General features: G+C 52.0%; 16 protein-coding genes and 1 pseudogene. All 17 read left to right on the top strand.

The window, feature by feature from the left end; translation table 11 throughout:
• Nucleotides 1–2 precede the first annotated feature (2 nt).
• The gene (locus HMPREF9473_RS02260) at nucleotides 3–1,214 is read left to right on the top strand and encodes a type II secretion system F family protein (RefSeq protein WP_138669835.1); all 1,212 of its coding nucleotides are present in this window, start codon (nucleotides 3–5) and stop codon (nucleotides 1,212–1,214) included.
• 18 nt (nucleotides 1,215–1,232) lie between these two features.
• Entirely contained in the window at nucleotides 1,233–2,132 is a 900-nt protein-coding gene (pilM, locus tag HMPREF9473_RS02265; protein ID WP_006778430.1) for a type IV pilus biogenesis protein PilM, read from the top strand.
• Nucleotides 2,133–2,175: 43 nt separating this feature from the next.
• Nucleotides 2,176–2,763, top strand: coding sequence for a hypothetical protein (locus HMPREF9473_RS02270; protein ID WP_138669837.1), 588 nt, complete (start codon nucleotides 2,176–2,178; stop codon nucleotides 2,761–2,763).
• Nucleotides 2,760–3,338: a hypothetical protein gene (locus HMPREF9473_RS02275; protein WP_006778432.1), complete on the top strand. Its 579-nt coding sequence runs from the start codon at nucleotides 2,760–2,762 to the stop codon at nucleotides 3,336–3,338. Before HMPREF9473_RS02270 ends, HMPREF9473_RS02275 begins: the two co-directional genes overlap by 4 nt.
• Before the next feature lie 5 nt (nucleotides 3,339–3,343).
• Nucleotides 3,344–3,877, top strand: a complete 534-nt coding sequence (locus HMPREF9473_RS02280; protein ID WP_006778433.1) for a hypothetical protein — start codon at nucleotides 3,344–3,346, stop codon at nucleotides 3,875–3,877.
• Complete coding sequence (locus HMPREF9473_RS02285; RefSeq protein WP_006778434.1) at nucleotides 3,834–4,199, top strand: prepilin-type N-terminal cleavage/methylation domain-containing protein; 366 nt, start codon at nucleotides 3,834–3,836, stop codon at nucleotides 4,197–4,199. The genes HMPREF9473_RS02280 and HMPREF9473_RS02285 overlap by 44 nt, the downstream gene beginning before the upstream one ends.
• Entirely contained in the window at nucleotides 4,189–4,776 is a 588-nt protein-coding gene (locus tag HMPREF9473_RS02290; RefSeq protein ID WP_006778435.1) for a PilW family protein, read from the top strand. Before HMPREF9473_RS02285 ends, HMPREF9473_RS02290 begins: the two co-directional genes overlap by 11 nt.
• Nucleotides 4,769–6,313, top strand: coding sequence for a GspE/PulE family protein (locus tag HMPREF9473_RS02295; RefSeq protein ID WP_006778436.1), 1,545 nt, complete (start codon nucleotides 4,769–4,771; stop codon nucleotides 6,311–6,313). The genes HMPREF9473_RS02290 and HMPREF9473_RS02295 overlap by 8 nt, the downstream gene beginning before the upstream one ends.
• 56 nt (nucleotides 6,314–6,369) lie before the next feature.
• On the top strand, nucleotides 6,370–7,893 hold the full coding sequence (gene cls, locus HMPREF9473_RS02300; protein WP_006778437.1) for a cardiolipin synthase: 1,524 nt from the start codon (nucleotides 6,370–6,372) through the stop codon (nucleotides 7,891–7,893).
• Between the two features lie 60 nt (nucleotides 7,894–7,953).
• Nucleotides 7,954–8,409, top strand: coding sequence for a putative ABC transporter permease (locus HMPREF9473_RS02305; protein WP_006778438.1), 456 nt, complete (start codon nucleotides 7,954–7,956; stop codon nucleotides 8,407–8,409).
• A 188-nt stretch (nucleotides 8,410–8,597) separates the two neighbouring features.
• Nucleotides 8,598–9,348, top strand: a pseudogene (locus tag HMPREF9473_RS02310) (lysophospholipid acyltransferase family protein).
• Nucleotides 9,349–10,476 carry a prephenate dehydratase gene (pheA, locus tag HMPREF9473_RS02315; protein ID WP_006778441.1) on the top strand — a complete coding sequence of 376 codons (1,128 nt, stop codon included), beginning with the start codon at nucleotides 9,349–9,351 and terminating at the stop codon, nucleotides 10,474–10,476. It abuts the pseudogene before it with no gap.
• Between the two features lie 13 nt (nucleotides 10,477–10,489).
• Nucleotides 10,490–11,788, top strand: coding sequence for an ATP-binding protein (locus tag HMPREF9473_RS02320; RefSeq protein ID WP_006778442.1), 1,299 nt, complete (start codon nucleotides 10,490–10,492; stop codon nucleotides 11,786–11,788).
• A 144-nt stretch (nucleotides 11,789–11,932) separates the two neighbouring features.
• Complete coding sequence (locus HMPREF9473_RS02325) at nucleotides 11,933–13,477, top strand: Ppx/GppA phosphatase family protein (protein WP_006778443.1); 1,545 nt, start codon at nucleotides 11,933–11,935, stop codon at nucleotides 13,475–13,477.
• A gap of 3 nt (nucleotides 13,478–13,480) precedes the next feature.
• The gene (locus HMPREF9473_RS02330) at nucleotides 13,481–15,619 is read left to right on the top strand and encodes an RNA degradosome polyphosphate kinase (RefSeq protein ID WP_006778444.1); all 2,139 of its coding nucleotides are present in this window, start codon (nucleotides 13,481–13,483) and stop codon (nucleotides 15,617–15,619) included.
• A 189-nt stretch (nucleotides 15,620–15,808) separates the two neighbouring features.
• Nucleotides 15,809–16,513: a response regulator transcription factor gene (locus HMPREF9473_RS02340; RefSeq protein ID WP_006778445.1), complete on the top strand. Its 705-nt coding sequence runs from the start codon at nucleotides 15,809–15,811 to the stop codon at nucleotides 16,511–16,513.
• Nucleotides 16,503–17,075, top strand: a 573-nt coding sequence (locus tag HMPREF9473_RS02345) for a sensor histidine kinase (RefSeq protein ID WP_006778446.1), incomplete at its 3' end; no start/stop codon positions are given. The genes HMPREF9473_RS02340 and HMPREF9473_RS02345, both read left to right, overlap by 11 nt.

Raw genomic sequence — 17,075 nt, forward strand, 5'->3', positions numbered from 1 at the left:
CTGTGATTTCAGAAAGGGGAGGAGTCATGTCCTGGTATCGTTATCGGGCGAAAACGCTTCAGGGGAAATATTCGTCAGGCAGATTGGAGGCGGAGAGCGACAGCCGTGCCTATGAGGCCATAAGGGAACAGGGGTTATTTGTGGTGCAGTTAAAGCAGGTGTCGGAAAAGCACATCACCAAACCGCTTGGCCCTGGAGTTCTGGCGGAATTGAGCGGCCAGCTGGCTGTGATGCTGGAATCGGGAATCCCGCTGCTTCAGGGCATGAACATTCTGTCGCAGAAGGAGAGAGATGGGAGGACGGCCTGCGTATTTAAGGATGTCTATCAGCTTTTGCTGCGGGGCTATGCGCTGTCCGAGGCCATGAGTCTGTTAAACGGAGTCTTTCCGCCTATGGTTATCAATATGGTAAAAGCCGGTGAAATGGGAGGGGATTTGACGGAGGTCATGCGGGAACTGTCCACCTATTACGATAAAAATCACCGGATGAAAAAGAGAGTTGTGAGCGCCCTCATGTATCCGGCGTTTCTTCTGCTGGTCATGATTGTGGTGATGATTGTATTGTTTACGGCGGTGCTGCCGGAGTTTTTCACCTTGTTTGATTCTATGGAAACGTTGCCGGTCTCCACCAGGGTTTTGATGAGCGTGAGCAGTTTTATCACAACGAATGGGTTTGTGTTAATCTTTGGTCTGACATTTCTCGTGGCTGCGGGAATTTCCCTGATGCAAAATGAGACGGTCCGCTGTCACGTTGGAAAGCTGCTCCTTCGTATACCGGTTGTGGGGAAACTCCTTATGGCCGTCTATACGGCAAGGTTTGCCAGAACCATGAGCGCCCTGTATGCCCAGGGTGTGTCCATGATTCAGGTGCTGCGTCTGTCCATCGACGTGGTGGGGAACCGTTATGTGGAGAGCCAGTTAAAGGAGGTCGTGCAGGAGATCTGTGAAGGAACAGCGCTGTCGGCCGGAATTGCCAGGGTGGACGGGCTTGACCGGCGTCTCTCCGCCAACATTTACGTGGGTGAGGAGACTGGGGAGATGAATGTGTTGCTGCTGCGGATGGCGGAGCGCTTTGAGACAGATGCGGAGGAGGCGGCAAAGCGTTTTACCGCATTGATAGAACCTGTCCTGATTGTGATCATGGGTCTGGTAGTGGCGGCGATGATGATGGCTGTCATGCTGCCGATGATGCAGTACTATCAGGGAATTGGATGACGGACGGAGGAAGATGGGATGAAATTGACGGTGAATCTGGCGGAGGATGCCATCATCACGCTGAAGGGGAAAGTGGGAAGAAAGTTAGTGATACAGGACTGTGAGAGGTACCCGCTGCCACAGGGAGTTCTGATTAATGACGTGGTCACGGACGAGGAGCAGTTTTTACAGGTTCTGCAGACCATCAAGGCCAGATACGGTCTGTGCGCCAGCCGGGTCCACCTGGTGCTGGGAAGTAACCAGATTGTCACCAAAGTGATGCAGGTCCCCAAGATGACAGAAAAGCAGATGCGCTATCTGGTCAAAATGGAACTGGAGCATTATAGGACCGAGGAAAAAGAAATGATTTATGATTACAGCATCATTCGCGAAGGGAATGACGAGAACGGGGCAACGGTTCTGGGAGCCGCCATTGAGCGGGGAAGAACGGAACTGTATGAAAATCTGTTTGCCCGGTGCGGGATAAAAATTGTCTCGGTGGATATCGCATTGAACGCGCTGCTGCATCTGGTAGAGTGTATTCCCCAGCTGGAGGGCGGTACATATCTTTTGTCAGTGTTGGACGGCAGAAATATGATGACGGTGCTGTATATTGACGGCATCTACCGTCACACGGCCCGGAGCCGTTTCCTTCACGAGAGAGGTTCCACAGAGCTGCTGCGGGAGGCTGTGAAGGAGATTGCGGCCATGGCCAGTTTTGCGAAGTCTCTGGAAAATGGGACGGAGGTTCGAACGCTGTACGTGGGAGGAATGAACAGGGAAGAGCAGTCCACCCTGTTTGACATGCTGGGTTCGGAGCTTGGGATTATGGGAGGTCCGGTGAGGGAAGACGGGCTGTTTATCACAAAGAGAAAGCCGGAGTTTTGTCTGGCTGATTATGTGTACGCGGCAGGCAGTCTGCTGGGAAGGCAGGTATAGTATGTACCCGGTACGAAAGAGGAAAAACCTGGATTTCAGGAAGGTGGAAAAGCAGAAGCACAGAGAGGAAACGGCAAGGCGGCGGGGAAAGAGCATGTTACTCCTTCTTCCCCTTGTGCTGCTGGTTGTTTATCTGCAGAATTATATTTATTATATGGAAAAGACAGACGAGATGGAGAGACAGATTCTGGAGGCACAATCCTATCTGAATAACCGGGGTGTCATAGAGCGGGAGGAGAGACTGGATTTACTGCAGAGCAATCTTGGATTGCTGGGACGGTACGAGGAGGAGATAGAGAGCCTGAGAGAGGAGAGAAAGGCGCAGGCATCCTTGACGGCGGAGACATTGAATCATGTGGAAGCACTGATGGAGGGACGGCTGGAGATGGTGCGGGATGGGAATTTCCCCATCCGCTATGAGGACGGCGTTCTGGAATTTACGGTCCGGACGGAGAAACCTGTGGAGGCGTCCAAATACATGGAAAGACTGGAGGAAGCCGAAGCGTTTGAGGGAGTGGAGTACTATGGATTTGAGAGAAGAAAACAGGACGAGGATGGGGAAGACTGGGTGTATCAGTTTGATGTGACATGCAGGCTGGCTCTGCCGGAACGGGAGGAAAGCGCGGGATGAGGTCATTGTCGAAACGGGAAATATATCTGATTTACACCGCTGTTCTGCTTCTGGTATTTTATGTGGGAAATATTATGCTGGGGATTCCGGCGAAGACAAAATACGAGGAGACTGCCGTCCGGCTGGCAGAGGTTGAGCTGGAAAAGAAGAATCTGGAACGAAGGCTTGAGAATGCGGATGCGGTAGAGCGGGAATATGCCGCGAAAAAAGAACGTGCGGAATTGGAGATGGAGAGGTTTGGCAGAATCTCCACAGGCACGAAGCTGGAACAGTATCTGCTGGCATGCCTGGAAATGGCCGGTCTGGAGCCGGTTAGAACCGTGATAACGGAACCTGGAAACCGGGAGGAGGATGGGTATCTGACAGGCAGCATCGAGGTAGCGGCCCAGGGCAGTCAGGAGTCGGCCGTCAAACTGTTGGATTATCTGAAGGAACATCCGGCGCTTTCTGTTGAATCGTATGTGTTATACCCGGAGGCGGGGACAGACGGGGAGCTGTGGAGTGTGACGGCCGGGATTACCTGTTACCTGCCTGCCTCATGGGAAGAGGTAACGGAACTTATGCTGGAGGACTGATGTGCATGAAACGATGGATGGAGGAATGGCAGGTGAAGGAATATGCCAGGCGTGGCTCCACGCTGGGCTGGATCATCATGGTCATGATGGTGGTGATGATTCTGTTAATGTCGGCGCTGGCCATGTCTTCTTCCCATATTTACCGGTATCAGCGGTATCACAGCCGGAGACAGATTCAGATGACGGCCATATCGGTGGCCAAAGCCATAGCCGGAGAACTGGAGCATCCTTCCGGGGAAGGCGGATTCTGGGATATTATGGAGCTTATGCTGGAAGAATCTGAGGAGGGAGAGACGATGCTTGGCGGTCTGGATGAGGAGATGGGAGACGTGTGCTTAAGGTACTGCTATGATGGGGAGCGTCTGGTACTGGAGGTACAGGTTCAGAAGGGAAATGAGACCGGGCAGACGAAGGTAACCATGAGAAGAGGAGGCTCCAGGGGCGATATGACGGCCTGGGAGATACTGGGATTTGGAGCAGAGGAGATGGAGCAGAATGATGACGGGAGTTGGGAAGATGGGGAACCTGCGGCGGAATAGAAGACGGAGCAGCCGCAAAGGCGGCTTTACCCTGGTGGAAGTTGTGGTATCCGGAGCCCTTCTTCTCCTGCTGGCGTTGATGGCGGCCCAGGGATTTGCGGTGTGCAGCCATCTGGTTTTGCGCAACAGACAGTTTCGGTCGGCGGATGAGCTGCTGGAGGAGAGAATTGTATGGGGAAATCCACCGGCATACCGGGAGAACGTGACGCTGGAGGTTGGAGATTACGGAACCTGGGATGTGGTGATTGAGACCTATGAAAAGAAGGTCAGAGATGCCGATACATCGTTTAAAATACTGAGGAAAAGAGAATATGAAAAATAGAACATCGGGTTTTACGCTGGTAGAGCTTGTGGTTACCATGGCGGTGGCTTCTGTTCTGATACTGGCGGGTGGAACCGTGCTGGTTTCGGGAAACAGGACTTATCATCGCTATGCATTATCCGTAAGGGCCGGTGAGCTGGGAGAGACCATTGCGGAGCAGATGAGAACGAGACTGCAGTATGCCACGGATATTCTGGTGGATGAGACCTGGGATGAGGATATCCGGAACGAAACCGGAGAAACCTCCTGCAGCGTGGGATTTACCGAAGACGGCCGTTTTCTGCTGGATGGGGAGGAGGTTTACGGCAGTCTTCCGGATATGGGGCTTCTTGGCGGCTGCCGGATAACCAGGCTGGCAGAGGAAGTTCCTGTGGTCCAGGTGGAGGTGTATCTGACGGACTTATCGGGAAATACGCTGTATCAGAGCAGAGAACTGATCAAGCTCTTTAATATGGAACTCAGCGGGGAAACAGTTGGCTGGCGGATAGACAGCGGGGACGAAGTGATTGATTCAGCAGACCGGGATGTCTTTTTCTGTTATCTGGAACGTGGCGGGAGGTATGAGGAGGATGATTAACAGATATCAGAAGAATAACGAATATGAAACTATCGATCTGGCCACTTATCCGGTCGATGTCAGGGCGGTGGAGAAAATACCGAGACAGATCGCATCCAGATATACGGTTCTGGCTGTCCACATGGAAGGAAGCCAGTTGACGGTGGTGACGTGGAATCCTCTGGATTTGTATGCGCTGGAGGATATCCGGCTGGTGACCAATATGAGAATTGTGCTGGTTCTCAGCAGAAAAGAGGAGATTGAAAGCGCCATCAACCTGTATTATTCGGAGGTGGACGCCAGAAGCGCGGCCATCCGGGCCGATGCCTATGAGAATCTGGCGGAATCCTATATGGAAGAGCTGGCGTGGCCGGACGAGGAGATGCAGGCTCCAATTGTGCGCCTGCTGAATAGTCTTCTTTTGAAAGCCTATAATACCAATGTGAGTGATATCCATATTGAGCCTTATGAGCATGAGACAGTCATCCGCATGAGGAGGGACGGCATTTTAAAGCCCTACATGATGCTGCCGCTGGTCAGCCACCGGGGCATGGTGGTGAGGATTAAGATTCTGGCCCATATGGATATCGCGGAGAAGAGAAAGGCCCAGGACGGACATTTCCGGCTGAATCTTCACGGTACGGAGATGAATGTGAGAGTTTCTTTTGTGCCGACGGTTTACGGAGAAAAATGTGTGCTGCGGTTTCTTACCACCAATACGACGATTGACTATGCGGATACGTTTGGCATGACGCCGGCAAACTATGAAAAGATGAAACGGCTGCTTAAGAATCCCCATGGGATTATCTATGTGACCGGTCCCACAGGAAGCGGGAAGACCACGACGCTGTATGAGATATTAAAACAGCTGGCAGATGAGCCGGTAAATATTATGACCATTGAGGACCCGGTGGAGCAGAATATACCGAAGCTGAACCAGATTCAGGTCAATGAGAGGGCGAAGGTCACCTTTGATTCGGCGCTGCGGGCGGTGTTGAGACAGGACCCGGATATTATTATGGTGGGAGAAACCAGGGATTTGGAGACGGCGGCTACATCGGCCAGGGCTTCAATCACCGGTCATCTGGTGTTCTCCACGCTTCACACCAATGACGCCGTGTCAGCGGCTATCCGCCTGCAGGATATGGGAGTGCCGAGTTATATGGTGGCGGCTTCCGTTGTGGGCGTGGTGGCACAGCGGCTGGTGCGGAAGGTATGTCCTTACTGCGGGGAGGAATATGAGGCGGATGACGGTGAAAAAGCAATTCTATATAGAAGCGCGGACAAAGCGCCGGCCAGTTTGAAACTGAAAAAGGGGAAGGGATGCCACCTGTGTGACGACACGGGATACCGGGGCAGAATCGCCATCCATGAGATACTGGAGATGGACTCGGGCTTGCGAAAGTTGGTTTCAGAGTGTAAAATGATAGATGAATTGGAGGAATATGCGGTACATACACTACATATGTCGACGCTTGCGGATGAGGCAAGAATACTTGTGCTGGACGGTATCACGGACATCAGAGAGATGGAGAAGATTACTTACAGCATCAGATAGGCGGCTGTGGCGGGCAGGTTTCTCCGAAACCAGCGGGAAAAGGAGGGATGGCATTGATGGCAGTATGGAATGGAGTTGTGACAACCTGGGGATGGCTGATAGAGCATCTGCTCTATATCAACCTGATTCTGTCGGTAGTGATTGTGTTTTTCCAGCGCAGAGACCCGAAAGCGGTATGGACCTGGCTATTGGTGCTATATTTTATTCCTATCTTTGGATTTGTGTTGTACCTGATTCTCTGTCAGGATTTCAGGAAGAGCCGGATGTTCCGGGTCAAAGAGGTGGAGGACCGGCTGCGGTACTCGGTGGAGAGCCAGGAGGAGTTTCTGATAGGCAGCCGGGAGTACTTGTCGGACCCTATCAGCCGGGATTTTGAGGATTTGGTGGTGTACAATCTGGAGACGTCGGGGGCCGTGCTGACAGTGGACAACACGGTGGACGTGTTCACGGACGGGGAAGAGAAGTTCGCGGACCTTCGAAGAGAGATGGAGAAGGCTACCCAGTACATTCACATCCAGTATTATATTATCAAGAATGACGAAGTGTTTCAGTCTATGATTCCCATTCTGGTGAAGAAAGCCAGGGAGGGGGTGGAGGTGAGAATCCTCTATGACGGCATGGGCGGCCGGTTTATGCCGAAACGTGTCTGGGACCAGCTGAAGGAGAGCGGTATCAAGGTCGGAGAGTTTTTCCCGGCATTTCTGGGGCGGTTACAGCTTCGTGTGAATTACCGGAACCACAGAAAGATTGTGGTGATTGACGGGCGGATTGCGTATGTGGGCGGATTTAATGTGGGGAAGGAGTACATTTCCAAGGACCCGAAGTTTGGGTATTGGAGGGACACCCATCTGAAAATCAGCGGCGGGGCGGTATACAGTCTTCAGATACGGTTTGCCCTGGACTGGAATTATGCCACCAAGGAGAATCTGTTTAAGGACGCCAAATATTTCGGGCTTACGGATGAGGTGGAGACCCTGAGCCTGAAGGCGGAGATGATGTTCCAGCCCATGGCCTGCAAGGTGGGGCAGAGACCACTGGGAATTCAGATTATCACCAGCGGGCCGGACTCCAGTATCCGACAGATTCGGGACAATTATTTAGAGCTGTTTCACAAGGCGAAAAGGACGATTTATATCCAGACGCCCTATTTTATCCCGGATGACGCGGTGCTCTCGGCTCTTCAGATTGCGGCCAGGGCCGGTGTGGATGTGCGTTTGATGATACCCTGCAAGCCGGACCATCCGTTTGTGTATTGGGCTACCTATTCTTATGTGGGAGATCTGCTGGAGGCGGGTGCCAGATGCTATACGTATGAGAACGGATTTCTGCATGCCAAGGGCGTGATGATTGACAGTATGGTGTGCTGTTATGGAACGGCCAATATGGATATCCGGAGTTTTGAATTGAATTTTGAGGTCAACGCCACGATATATGATGAGGAGACGACGAAACGGCTGGAGGATATCTTTTTGAAGGATTTGGAGAACTGCCATGAGGTGACGGAGAGTTACTACATGAGACGGAGCCTCTGGATTCGGGTGAAGGAGCAGTGCAGCAGGCTGCTGTCACCGCTTTTGTAGGGATGGATTTTTCGTGTTTGAGTGAATAAAATCCGGGGAGCATGGCGCATACTAAGTACCATGAAAACCTATAATGAACTCAAACTAATTACAACTAATTTTTTCAAATGCGGCGTCACGGGATGGTGCCTGGAGGTCATGTTCACCTCCGTGGAGTCCATCATGGCCCAGGACTGGCGGCTGATGGGAAAGACTTCCCTGTTGATGTTCCCCATCTACGGCATGGGGGCGCTGCTGGGGCCGGTGGGAAAATGGATAGACCAATGGCTGTCCGTGACACCGGGAGAGCACTTAAGGTCATCGGACAGGATGATACGCCATGGAGTGCTTTATATGGTCCTGATATTCACTGCGGAATACATTTCCGGAGCGTGGCTGAGGTCGAGGGGGATGTGCCCTTGGGATTATACGGGGAGGCAGACGAATATAAATGGACTGATACGGCTGGACTTTGCTCCGCTATGGTTTGCAACAGGATTACTATTTGAACAAATAACGAAAAAGAAAGGCGCATAGTTGTTGTATTTGCGCCTTTTTTTTATATAATATACGCAAAGGGCAGAGTCAAACAGCCATAAGCACATGGAAAAGCGCTCGCGGTTTTCCATGTGCTTATAGCTATTTGACGAGCGAAGCGAGCCCCGTGAGCCCAAAGGGCTTACGGGGCCTCTGCCCGGACCCGAAGCCAAAGTGAGGAAAAGCGTATGATAAAGTTTATATTAGTAGTAATCATGGTAATCGGATTCCTAATCCTAAGTATCCCCCTTCTCATTTGGGAACGACACCTAGGAAAAAAGAACCCCGCCAAAAAAAATACCCAAAGCCTGCGAATCGTTCAATCCGTATTCCGCCTAATCTTAAAAGTAGCTGGCGTCCACGTCACCGTCAAGGGTCTGGAAAACGTCCCCACCGACCGTGCCGTCCTCTACGTAGGCAACCACCGCAGCTATTTCGACATCTTAGTCGGCTACACCACCGTCCCAACTCTCCTAGGCTTTGTCGCCAAAAAAAGAGATGGAGCGCTACCCATTATTATCCAACTGGATGCACAATGTAAACTGTCTTTTCCTAGACCGTGAAAACCTAAAAGAAGGCCTGAAAACCATTCTCACAGGCATAGAAAAAGTAAAGCAGGGCATCTCCATCTGGATATTCCCGGAGGGAACCCGCAACCGCAATGAGGACATCTTAGAGCTTCTCCCCTTCAAGGAAGGCAGCCTAAAAATAGCCGAAAAATCCGGCTGTCCCATCATCCCGGTAGCCATGACCGGCACCGCGGAAGTATTTGAAAAGCAGTTCCCAAGAATGAAATCCTCCAACGTCACCATCGAGTTTGGCACCCCAATCATCATCCGTGACCTGGAACCAGAGCAAAAGAAGCACGCCGGCGCCTACACCCAGAGCATCATCAAAGACATGCTGGCCCGCGAAAAAACTACAAGAGAGGGCAAATAATTGGACTTATCAATCATCAGAGCACAGCTGGACGACATCGACAGAGACATCGTAGACTTATTCCAAAAACGAATGGCCTTATGCGGCGAAGTCGCCCATCACAAAATAGAAACCAACAAACCCGTCTACGACAAAGCCCGTGAGGCAGAGAAAATCTCCGCCGCCCGTGCCCAGGTCGACACCGAATTCGAGAAGCAGGCCGTAGAAGAAATCTTCACCCAGTTGATGGCCATCAGCCGCCGCTACCAGTACCAGTTACTGGAGCAGAACGGCAAATCCATCCAGACCGGCTTCCGCCCAGTCCCATCTCTCCCCATGACCGGCATCAAAGTAGTCTACCAGGGAGTGGAGGGTGCGTACAGCCATGCCGCCACTCTCCAATACTTCGGAGATAATGTGGACGCCTTCCACGTAAAAACCTGGGAGGACGCCATGAAAGCCGTGGAGGACGGCCAGGCCGACTACGCCGTCATCCCTATCGAGAACTCCTCCGCAGGAGCGGTAAGCGACAACTACGACCAGCTTATCAAGCACAGCAACGTCATCGTGGCCGAGATACAAATCTCCGTCAGCCATGCCCTGTTAGGTCTCCCAGGTGCGGCAGAGTCCGACATCCAGTCCGTCTACTCCCACCCCCAGGCCCTGATGCAGTGCTCGGAGTTTTTAAACAGCCACCGGGAGTGGCGTCAAATCAGTGTGGAAAATACCGCCGTAGCGGCGAAAAAAATCATAGAGGACAACGATATCACCCAGGCCGCGGTAGCCAGCGAGACCGCAGGCAGGCTGTATGGCTTGACCACCCTGCACCCGTCCATCAACCACAACAAGGACAACACCACCCGCTTTATCATTCTGGCCAAGGAGCACATCTACCGCCAGGACGCCGGGAAACTGAGCATCTGCTTCGAGCTCCCACATAAAAGCGGTTCCCTCTACAACATGCTGGGCAATTTTATTTACAACGGTGTCAACATGGTGATGATTGAATCCCGCCCCATCCAGGGAAGAAACTGGGAGTACCGTTTCTTCGTGGATATCGAGGGAAACTTAAGTGATGCCTCCGTGCAGAACGCCCTAAAGAGCATATCCGAGGAAGCGTCCAACATGTGGATACTGGGCAATTATTAAGGAGGGGGACAAGATGAACACAAAACAGTTAATCATATATCGGGACTTTCAGTACCAACGGCTTTTCGACGACATGACCCTGCTGCTTGGCAGGGACGAAAATGCCTGTGACGGGACAATGCCGGATTCTTTTTCCTGCGCCAGCCAGCTGATTGAGCTGGCGGCGGTCTATGGATTTGAGGGGAATCTGTGGCATTGTTTTTTAGCATTATGCGTAGCGAACCATGAAAATGCATACAGCACCGCCTGTGAAATCCGGGGAGCGGTGGATGGCACTCTGAACAATCTGGCCCTTCAGGATTTCCGCATCCTGAAACAGATATTTGACTACGACATCACCACCTTAAACCGTTTCACAGACGGCAGTGAACTGTGGAATTACCTGGCTGCCTACAAGGCGGCGGACGGTGGCGTTGGAAAAGTCTTCAACAAGAGAATCCGTGACCGCATCATCGAACTGTCCCTGTCTCTTGCCAAAGCCGAAAGCGCCGAGGAGTTCCAGGACACCACAACGGAATTCTACAAGGAGTTTGGCGTCGGGAAATTTGGACTCAACAAGGCCTTCCGCATTGTGGAGGAAAAGGGCAAAGCCTGTATCGAGCCTATCGTCAACGTGGAGCATGTCTACCTGGACGATATCATCGGCTATGAACTTCAGAAACAGAAGCTGATTGCCAACACGGAGAGTTTCATCCAGGGAAAGGCGGCCAACAACGTGTTACTGTTTGGCGATGCCGGCACCGGCAAGTCTTCCAGCATCAAGGCCATCTTAAACGAATACTACAACCAGGGCCTGCGCATCATCGAGGTCTACAAGCACCAGTTCCACGCCCTGTCCTCCGTGCTGGAGCAGGTTCAGGACAGAAATTACCGGTTCATCATCTACATGGACGATTTATCCTTCGAGGAGAGTGAGCTGGAGTACAAGTATTTAAAAGCCATCATCGAGGGTGGCCTGGGCCGCAAGCCGAAGAATGTGCTGATATACGCCACCTCCAACCGCCGCCATCTGATTCGGGAGAAATTCAGCGACAAGCGGGAGCTGGACGACGAACTTCACGTCAATGACACCGTCCAGGAGAAACTGTCCCTGGTGGCCCGTTTCGGCGTTACCATCTATTTCGGCGCGCCGGACAAAAAAGAATTCCAGAACATTGTGAAGCTGCTGGCGGAGAAATACCATGTGGAGATGCCGGTGGAGGAACTCTACGCGGAAGCCAACAAGTGGGAACTAAACCACGGCGGCCTGTCAGGAAGAACGGCGGCCCAGTTCATCACCCATCTGCTGGGACTTCCTGAGAATTATGGTTAAACAATTTTACACCGATTTCACATATATTTGATATAGTTATGGTTCGACTGCGATATACTGATAACCAATTATCTGCCATAATCCGCCATCATGCGACAGCCGGTTATGACATGTAACGGAATAGGAAAGAATGGAGGAATGGACATGGCTACACACATATTTGCGGCCATAGACGTTGGTTCCTTTGAACTGGAACTGGGCATCTATGAGATATCTACAAAAAACGGAATCCGGCAGATTGACCATCTGCGCCATGTGATTGCCCTGGGGAAGGACACTTACAACACCGGCAAAATCAGCTACGAGCTGGTGGACGAGATGTGCCAGATTCTGGCAGGTTTTAAATCCGTGATGGACACGTACCGGGTGGAAGCCTACCGGGCTTACGCCACCAGCGCCATGCGTGAGGCGAAAAACAACCAGATTATTTTGGACCAGATTCTGGTGAGAACCGGCATCGAGGTGGAAATCATCAGCAACTCCGAGCAGCGTCTGTTAAGCTACAAGGCCATCGCTGTCAAGGAGACGGAATTCAGCAAGATTATTCAAAAGGGAACCGCCATCGTGGACGTGAGCTTTGGCAGCGTGCAGATATCCCTGTTTGACAAGGACGCCCTGGTCTCCACCCAGAATATGAAGGTGGGAGTGCTGCGCCTTCGGGAGCTGTTAAACCGCATCCAGGCAGAGACCAGAGTCCAGTATTCCCTGGTGGAAGAACTGGTGGACAATGAATTAATCACATTCAAGAAAATATATTTAAAGGACAGGGAAATCAAGAACATCGTCGGCATCGGCGAGAGCATCCTCTACCTGTTCCGCGCCGCCGGCGGCTCGGAGGTGCAGAAGGTGGAGAAAATCGGCATTGCGGAATTCAAGAAATTCTGCGAGCGCCTGGTGACGCTGCCTGTGAGCCAGATTGAGGATGAGTTTGGCGTCAACGCGGACTATGCAACTCTTCTGGTGCCTAGCGCCCTCATTTACAAACAGATTCTGGAGATGACGGGGGCGGAAATGCTGTGGATACCAGGAATCCGTCTCTGCGACGGCATTGCGGCCGAGTATGCGGAGAAGATCAGACTGGTAAAATTCGGCCACGGTTTTGAGGACGATATACTGGCGGCGTCCAGAAGTATGTCCAAGCGCTACCGCTGTCACACCAGCCACATCCAGAATATCGAAGGATTTGCGGTGAAGATCTTTGACAGCATGAAGCGTTTCCACGGCCTGGGAGAGCGGGAACGGCTGCTTTTACGGATTGCCACGATTCTGCACGACTGCGGGAAGTTTGTCAGCATGAGCAATCCAAGCCAGTGCGCCTACAACATTATCATGGCTACGGAGATTATCGGCCTGTCCCACAGGGAGCGGGAGATTATCGCCAACGTGGTCCGTTACAATACGGCGGAATTTGACTACAACCAGGTCCATGTGGAAAATGGAGACGCCGAGGGGGCCACGATTCTGGTGGCGAAGCTGACCGCCATGCTGCGGCTGGCCAATGCCATGGACAGAAGCCATAAAGAAAAGATGGAGAACTGCAAACTGGCCGTAAAAGAGAATCAGCTGGTTATCAGCACGTCCTACGAGGGCGATTTGAGTCTGGAGATGATTGCGATTACCCAGAAGGCAGATTTCTTTGAAGAGATATTCGGCATCCGTCCGGTGCTGAAACAGAAAAGGAGAGTGTAGGGAATGGCAGAACTGAATGCTTACTATACAAAAACCGAGAATTATGTAAACCGGGAACTGAGCTGGCTGGAGTTTAACTACCGGGTTCTCAGCGAGGCCAGGGACAAGAATCTGCCGCTGTTTGAGCGGTTGAAATTCTTAAGCATCACCGCCTCCAACCTGGATGAGTTTTTCATGGTGCGGGTGGCGTCCTTAAAGGATATGGTACATGCGGGATACACCAAGCCGGATTTGGCGGGGCTTCGTGCGTCGGAGCAGCTGGTGAAGATTGGGGAGAAGACCCATGAGTTTGTGAATATGCAGTACTCCACTTACAACCGCTCCCTGGTGCCCACGCTGAGACAGAACGGACTCCGCATCGTGGAGCATCACGAGGAGCTGACGGAGGCGGAGGCCGGCTATGTGGATGAATATTTTGAGGAGAACATTTATCCGGTGCTGACCCCCATGGCGGTGGATTCTTCCCGGCCGTTTCCGCTTATTTATAATAAGTCGTTGAATATCGCCGCCCTGCTTCAGAAGAAGGATGGGGAAGGGGACCTTGACTTTGCCACGGTGCAGGTGCCGAAGGGTCTGCCGAGAATCGTGGAGATACCGTCATCCGGAAAAGAGCGGGTGGTTATCCTGCTGGAAGAGATTATTGAGAGGAATATCCATTCCCTGTTTTTAAACTACAACATTATCTCCGCCCATCCGTACCGGATTATGAGAAATGCGGATTTGACCATCGACGAGGAAGAGGCCGAGGATTTGCTGGTGGAGATTCAGAAGCAGCTGAAAAAACGCCAGTGGGGCGAGGCCATCCGCCTGGAGATTGAGGAGAAGACCGACAAGCGTCTGTTAAAGCGGCTGAAAAAGGAGCTGGAACTTGGCTCCGATGATATCTACGAGATCAGCGGGCCGCTGGATTTGACTTTTTTGATGAAGATGTACGGTCTCAGTGGATTTGAGGAGTTAAAGACACCCAAATATATGCCGCAGCAGAACCCGGCGTTTATGAACGACGACGACATTTTCGCCAATATCCGGAAGGGCGATATTCTGCTTCATCATCCATACGAATCCTTCCAGCCGGTGGTGGAGTTTATCCAGAAGGCGGCCAAGGACCCGGAGGTGCTGGCCATCAAGCAGACTTTGTACCGTGTCAGCGGCAACTCGCCGATTATCGCGGCGCTGGCGGAGGCGGCGGACAATGGCAAGCAGGTGTCCGTGCTGGTGGAGCTGAAGGCCAGGTTCGACGAGGAGAACAATATCATCTGGGCGAAGATGCTTGAGAAGGCGGGCTGCCACGTGATTTACGGCCTGCTGGGACTGAAGACCCACAGCAAGATTACGCTGATTGTCAGACGGGAGGAGGACGGCATCCGCCGTTACGTCCATCTGGGAACCGGCAACTACAACGACTCCACAGCGAAGCTGTACACGGACTGCGGTCTGTTTACCTGCCACCCCCAGATTGGGGAGGATGCCACGGCGGTGTTTAACATGCTGTCGGGGTACTCGGAGCCGCTGCACTGGAACCAGCTGATTGTGGCGCCTATCTGGCTGCGGAAGCGGTTTACCAGGATGATACGGCGGGAGGCGGAGAACGCCAGAGCCGGGAAGACGGCGAGAATCATCGCGAAGGTGAACTCCCTGTGTGACAGAGACATTATCGGAACGCTCTATGAGGCATCCTGCGCGGGCGTCCAGATTGATTTGATTGTGCGCGGTATCTGCTCGCTGAAAGCCGGCGTGCCGGGCTTAAGTGAAAATATCCGCGTCCGCTCCATCGTGGGCAACTTCCTGGAGCACAGCCGCATCTTTTACTTTGAAAATGACGGCGCCCCCGAGATTTACATGGGCAGCGCGGACTGGATGCCGCGAAATCTGGATCGGCGTGTGGAAATTACATTTCCGGTGCTGGATGAGGAATTAAAACAGAAAGTTCTTCATATCCTGCAAGTACAGCTGGATGACAATGTAAAAGCCCATATCCTGATGCCCGACGGCACCTACGAAAAGATAGACAAGCGGGGCAAAGCTCTCGTCAATGCCCAGGATACCTTCTGCGAGGAAGCGGTGCAGGCGGTGAAGGACGAACTTGACAGGCGGGACCCGGTGAGCAACAGGGTATTTGTGCCAATTGAGAGCCATAATTAGGAAAAATCCGGCGGGGAAATGACCCCGTCACCACAGTTTTTGGCGAATGAGGGAATTTCTGTCACGGGGTACAGAAATTCCCTTGCTTTTTTGTAAAGAAAAAGTAAGGCAAAGTGGGCACTCTTGTGGTAAACTATATGCAGAATAATGTCGAAAGACGCTGACAGCTTATTTGAAGGAGGAATTCCCATGTCACAGATTAATATTCTTGTGGTAGACGATGAAAAAGAGATTGCGGAGCTGGTGGAGATATACCTGGTGAGTGATGGCTATAAAGTATTTAAGGCGAACAACGCCCAGGAGGGGCTGGATATTCTGGAGAAAGAGGATATCCACATGGTACTGCTTGACATCATGATGCCCGGCATGGACGGCCTGGAGATGTGCAAGAAAATCCGGGAGACCAACAATATCCCCATTATCATGCTCAGCGCCCGCTCCACGGACTTAGATAAGATTCTGGGCCTTGGAACCGGAGCGGACGATTATGTGGTAAAACCATTTAACCCGCTGGAGCTGACGGCCAGGGTGAAATCCCAGCTGCGCCGTTACACCCAGTTAAACCCCAACAGCGGCTCCCAGGAGACGGAGAAGAACGAGATAGCTATCAAGGGTCTGGTGATAAACAAGGACAATCACAAGGTCCTGGTGTATGACGAGGAGATCAAGCTGACGCCTATCGAGTTTGATATCCTGTACCTTCTGGCTTCCAACCCAGGACGAGTGTTCAGCACCGATGAGATCTTTGAGAAGGTGTGGAACGAGAAGGTCTATGAGGCCAACAACACGGTTATGGTACATATCAGACGTCTTCGCGGAAAGATGAAGGAAGACAGCAGACAGAACAAGATTATTACCACAGTGTGGGGGGTAGGGTACAAAATTGAAAAGTGATATGAGCCGGCGCTTTCGTACAAGGGTTATCACAAACATTATGTACAGCACGGTCATCACCTGCCTGGTGGAAGTGTTTCTGGTTACGAACCTGTCCATGCTGGGGAACTATGCCTTAAAAGCGGGGCGTGACACCTCCTTTCTGGCCATGTTTGCCAACGCGGGGTCTCTGGTGACCATTGTGTATGTGCTGATCGGGATTGTGATGTTTGCCATCACATTTCTTCTGATGCAGGAGAAATCCATCCGGTATATCGACAGAATTTCCGCGGCGATGCAGAATATCTCCGAGGGGGACTTGAACACCACGGTGGAGGTGATCGGTGATGACGAGTTTTCGGGAATGGCCGCCAACTTAAACAAGATGGTGGAGGATATCCGGGAACTGATGGACAAGGAGAGGGAGTCGGAGCGGACCAAGAATGAGTTGATTACCAATGTGGCTCATGATTTGCGGACGCCGCTGACGTCTATTATCGGCTATCTGGAGTTGTTGTCGGGACCGGCGCAGATGTCTCCGGAGATGCAGAAGAAGTACATAGACATTACCTATACGAAGGCC

The organism is Hungatella hathewayi WAL-18680 (assembly GCF_000235505.1).
GTDB lineage: Bacteria > Bacillota > Clostridia > Lachnospirales > Lachnospiraceae > Hungatella_A > Hungatella_A hathewayi_A.

Coding starts and splice junctions, on each gene's coding strand:
- pilM (WP_006778430.1), top strand. CDS start 1,233: ATGAAATTGACGGTGAATCTGGCGGAGGATGCCATCATCACGCTGAAG.
- HMPREF9473_RS02275 (WP_006778432.1), top strand. CDS start 2,760: ATGAGGTCATTGTCGAAACGGGAAATATATCTGATTTACACCGCTGTT.
- HMPREF9473_RS02280 (WP_006778433.1), top strand. CDS start 3,344: ATGAAACGATGGATGGAGGAATGGCAGGTGAAGGAATATGCCAGGCGT.
- HMPREF9473_RS02285 (WP_006778434.1), top strand. CDS start 3,834: ATGATGACGGGAGTTGGGAAGATGGGGAACCTGCGGCGGAATAGAAGA.
- HMPREF9473_RS02290 (WP_006778435.1), top strand. CDS start 4,189: ATGAAAAATAGAACATCGGGTTTTACGCTGGTAGAGCTTGTGGTTACC.
- HMPREF9473_RS02295 (WP_006778436.1), top strand. CDS start 4,769: ATGATTAACAGATATCAGAAGAATAACGAATATGAAACTATCGATCTG.
- cls (WP_006778437.1), top strand. CDS start 6,370: ATGGCAGTATGGAATGGAGTTGTGACAACCTGGGGATGGCTGATAGAG.
- HMPREF9473_RS02305 (WP_006778438.1), top strand. CDS start 7,954: ATGAAAACCTATAATGAACTCAAACTAATTACAACTAATTTTTTCAAA.
- HMPREF9473_RS02320 (WP_006778442.1), top strand. CDS start 10,490: ATGAACACAAAACAGTTAATCATATATCGGGACTTTCAGTACCAACGG.
- HMPREF9473_RS02325 (WP_006778443.1), top strand. CDS start 11,933: ATGGCTACACACATATTTGCGGCCATAGACGTTGGTTCCTTTGAACTG.
- HMPREF9473_RS02330 (WP_006778444.1), top strand. CDS start 13,481: ATGGCAGAACTGAATGCTTACTATACAAAAACCGAGAATTATGTAAAC.
- HMPREF9473_RS02340 (WP_006778445.1), top strand. CDS start 15,809: ATGTCACAGATTAATATTCTTGTGGTAGACGATGAAAAAGAGATTGCG.